This window comes from Bacillus haikouensis, from assembly GCF_013179555.1.
Lineage (GTDB): Bacteria > Bacillota > Bacilli > Bacillales > Bacillaceae_B > Rossellomorea > Rossellomorea haikouensis_A.
This window is the reverse complement of record NZ_JABMCR010000330.1, coordinates 1-4,034: the sequence shown is the minus strand read 5'-3', so window position 1 is coordinate 4,034 and position 4,034 is coordinate 1. Positions and strand designations below refer to the sequence as shown.

The window sequence follows — 4,034 nt, the reverse complement described above, 5'->3', positions numbered from 1 at the left end:
CAGCAGCTGAAGTTCATGAAAAAACGTATTTCCATACATCGTATGCGGACCTCCATGAATCTCGACAATCAGCGGATACTTCTTTCCTTCCCCGCCATTTACCGGCTTCATGATCCATCCTTGTACATGCCGTCCTTCTTTTCCGGGACACATAAATGATTCAGGCTTTGAAAGGGTGCGTTCAGCCAGCCAATCTTCATTGGCGTTGGTGATTTTCTTCTTCTCCCCTGTCGGAACATGAAGAGTGTATAATTCACCCGGCTCTTCCGGCTTGCTCATCGCCAGTACCATTATTTGCCCGGCAGAATAAAAATCATATCCGTATATATGCTGTTCTTCTTCCAGCAGCGCCGGATATACCGCCCCCTCTATGTGAGCATAGTAAAGAATGGTGTTCCCTCTATCGGACGCTATGAAATAAAGACTTTCATTGTCCTCAGACCACACAATGCCCGTTTGAGAAGACCCTTGGATACTGTCACTATTCAGATAATCTCCAATCGGCAGGTCCATTCCTTCTGTAAGGACAAATGAATTCCCGTTTACAAGATTGTACAGATAAACTTTATTCTGAGTCGCATTTTCGAATTCACGTCCATGCCCGACATATGCAAGATACTTCCCATCCGGGGAAAAGCTTGATCCGCCGTAAAATCCCGGTCCTTCCGCCACTTTTCTGTATTCACTGTTCTCGACGTCCAATAGAAATAATTCAGAGTCGAAAGAAAGGTCCTTATTTTCTTCCAAATTCACTGAATAGGCTATGAATCTTCCGTCGCCCGACCAGGCTTGCAGGGTATAGTCATGTTCGTCGTCAGTCAATCTTGTTATCTCTTTTGTCCCAAGGTCCACAATGGCCATCTGAGTATATCGTCCATCGTGAAGCCCTCTGTCATCTGATTTATACTTCATTGATGAGGTGACGAATGGCTTTATTTTTTCTTCTTTTTCTTCCCGTTCTTCAAATGTTTCACCTTTTTCCATTCGGATGATGCACACTATTTTTCCTCCGCACGGAGACCATACCGGGTTGGAAATCCCGTTTCTTGTATGGGTTATTTGCTCTGCTTCCCCGCCTGTCCGACTAATCAAATATAACTGATTTACCCCTGATCTATTGGAGATAAAGGCGATTCGCTCTCCATCACACGACCACCTTGGAGAAGATACCCGTTCATCTTTGAATGTCCATTGACGCACCTTTCCCGTCTTTACGTTCAGACAGAATAATGCGGAAACATATTCATCCTTATCTTCATCCATTAACGTCTGCACATAGATGACTTCTTTGCCATTGGGGGACAGCCGTGGATCTGATAAAGCCTTTAATTGATGAAGATCATTTATTTCAATCCCTTGTCGGTTCATAACTTCTGACATCCTTTCTTTGCTCACAGTGACTTTGTTATATATTTCGACAATGAAAATTCATTTCCCTCCACTGATTAACTGCGTTCTTTCAAAAATCGGAATGGATAAGAAACTGTTTCAGCTTCATACTAAAAACAAAATCCAAATTCTCCATTTTTCGCTATTGAAACTGCACACATTTCACCTTAAAATAGAGTTACGAACATTTGTTCGATATGAAATGAAAAGGAGCCTTTTCATATGACACGAATCCCAGAGAATGACCGAAATGTTTTAGAACAGGCGATATACCTGCCCATGGTACTGACTATCCTAAACAGGGACCTGAAAGTTGTAGACAAAAGTCCCTTTAAACTCAAACGACCTTATTTAGAGTTGATAGAAGATACCATGAAAGTGATTCAGGGAGAGCTTGCTTACGTGAAGAAATATATGAGGACAAACAAAATGAAGGTGGAAAGAATTCAATCAGACGATGCATTCACGATGTATATGTTTTTATATAAAGGCTATGAGGAACATCACAATTATTTTAACCCGCGCCTCAGAAACCGGGTGGAAGATTTAATGCGCCATTACTTGTTTCGCCGGTTTCTTGAAACTAAATCCGCTTCTGAAAGCCCGGATCACCCCCGCCAGGCCTGATTATTTTACATTACAAATATTCATACACACCAATAAAAAAAGCGTGATTGAAGTCTACTCACGCGTTTGTTTTGTTTTTCAGGTAAAAGGTTTTCATCGTGTACTTGCTTTCCATCTCTGAGACCCGTTGTGAATAGGCGATTCGCAGGTTGGAAGTTCGAAGCATCTGGTTTTCAAATGAACTGTATGAAATCGGAACCAAATGGGATTCCCTATTTTGGAAAGTCACAGAGGTCTGACCATTCCCGGCAGCGGAATAACTGGTTACATGGGAGTGGGAGATCCATATACACTCACTTTTCACAGGAGAAGTAGTCGGAAATAAAAACATCGACATTTGGGGGTTTAACATGATTGGGGCTTTATATGAAATACCAATCAACTCTTTAGTCCCGTCCTTTCTTCCTTGATACGATGAACCGTAAAATTCACAGCTTTTCTTCAGGATCTCCATCGGTTTAAACGGAGATAGAATGACATCCCCCATTTCAATGATTTCTGTAAATGTCTTTGCACCATATTCAATGGGCTTTAACATCAATGTATGAGGATTCACTTCATATTCCTCCAAAATTCGAGATTTTCCCTTCATTTCCTCTCCTCCTTTTACATATTTCTCCAAAATAATACCATAAATATCAAAGGGTGTCTCCAATTTATTAAAAAATTCTGAACTTTTTTACCTTCCACTAATTCAATCATAAAAAATTATCTGAAAATTTAATTATTTTGGTTGAATTTTTGCCACTTGTTCCATATACTAATAAAAAGAATTCAGAGGTGGTCGTATTGGAAAATAAAAAGTCCTATACTGAAATGATGAAGGCTTCTGCGATGACCCGGAAACGAAACGCTGAGAGGAACGTGCTAGAGATTTATATTGATATGCTTCTATACGAAAGTATACTGACAACCGAGAAGACAAAGCTGTTAGAAGACATTGATGCAGCCCTCGATTGCAAAAATGAAATGTTGTTTATGAAACTTACAGAAGAATTAAAAGAAGTCAATATCCGTTACGGATTATAACAAAAGGCTGGCTCCTCAATACGAGCCAGCCTCTCCTTTTTGCCACGCAGAAGGAATGGGCCTGTGTGAAATGGTGAAAGCTAATCACAAGACAAATTGTGTGGAGCGATCAACATGATATTCATCAAGGTACTTGTCCTATATTTAATTACAATAGCAGCGATGCGCCTGATGGGGAAATCGACGATCGTTCAAATGACCCCTTATGATCTTGTAGCCATCATCATCGTGGGCACAATCGCTTCAGAACCCCTCATCAGTACAAAGTTCTGGCCGACCCTCATTGCGCTGGTCATTCTGGTTGGACTTCATGTCTTATTCTCTTACCTTACATTAAGCCAATGGGGAAACAAATTCTTCTTAGGCGAACCTACCCTGCTGATAAAAAACGGAGAAATCCTCGAAGACAACTTGGAAAAATCCAAGATTTCCCTCATTCAGCTGACATCGATTCTGAGAGCAAAAGGCTACCCCAAAATCTCTGATGTCGATTATGCCATGCTTGAGCCGATCGGAGAAGTAAGTGTCATCCCAAAAGTGGAAAATACACCGGTAACGGTGCAGCATTTAAACTTAGAGATTGATGATGAAGGACTGCCGATTTCCGTAATAGTCGATGGAAAGGTTCAGAAACGGAATTTGCAGCTTCTCGGGAAAAGCCGGGACTGGCTGTTCGACCGATTATCAAGTGAAGGAATCCACCCAAAAGAAGTCATCTTTGCCTATATGACGGAAAAGAAGAAAAACCTTATCATCAGCAAAAGAGAAAAAGCCTAGTCAATTGACCAGGCTTCTATCATTATTCCTTCTTCTCTTGTTCATATTGCTCCAACATGTTCAACCGCTCCATCATCGTTGGATGTCCATAGCGGAAAATCTTCACCAGCAGAGGCGGATTGACCTGGGAAAGCCCCACCTTTGACAGCTTCTGAAAGGAAGTGATAGCTGCCTGCTTGTCTTCGGTCATTTCAATCGCGTACCGGTCTGCA

Annotated in this window: 5 protein-coding genes and 1 pseudogene; 3 read left to right on the top strand and 3 right to left on the bottom strand. The window is 41.4% G+C overall.

The genetic code is table 11. From position 1 onward, the window contains the following. Positions 1-1,368, bottom strand: a 1,368-nt coding sequence (locus HP456_RS20825) for a S9 family peptidase (protein ID WP_172254694.1), incomplete at its 3' end; no start/stop codon positions are given. A gap of 243 nt (positions 1,369-1,611) precedes the next feature. On the opposite strand from HP456_RS20825, the gene HP456_RS20820 reads away from it, so the two are divergent. Then, positions 1,612-2,016 (top strand): YhjD family protein, encoded by a 405-nt coding sequence (locus tag HP456_RS20820; protein ID WP_172254693.1) that lies wholly within the window; start codon positions 1,612-1,614, stop codon positions 2,014-2,016. Between the two features lie 58 nt (positions 2,017-2,074). On the opposite strand, the gene HP456_RS20815 is transcribed toward HP456_RS20820, so the two are convergent. Further along, positions 2,075-2,608, bottom strand: a complete 534-nt coding sequence (locus tag HP456_RS20815; RefSeq protein ID WP_172254692.1) for a competence protein ComK — start codon at positions 2,606-2,608, stop codon at positions 2,075-2,077. Between the two features lie 197 nt (positions 2,609-2,805). Here HP456_RS20815 and HP456_RS20810 point away from each other — a divergent pair, with 197 nt between their 5' ends. Both HP456_RS20810 and HP456_RS20805 read left to right on the top strand, forming a co-directional pair. Beyond that, on the top strand, positions 2,806-3,045 hold the full coding sequence (locus HP456_RS20810; RefSeq protein ID WP_246289334.1) for an IDEAL domain-containing protein: 240 nt from the start codon (positions 2,806-2,808) through the stop codon (positions 3,043-3,045). Positions 3,046-3,159: 114 nt separating this feature from the next. Beyond that, positions 3,160-3,822: a DUF421 domain-containing protein gene (locus HP456_RS20805; RefSeq protein ID WP_172254691.1), complete on the top strand. Its 663-nt coding sequence runs from the start codon at positions 3,160-3,162 to the stop codon at positions 3,820-3,822. A 22-nt stretch (positions 3,823-3,844) separates the two neighbouring features. Here the strand turns inward: HP456_RS20805 and HP456_RS20800 are convergent. Further along, positions 3,845-4,034, bottom strand: a pseudogene (locus HP456_RS20800) (M48 family metallopeptidase); the annotation flags it as partial.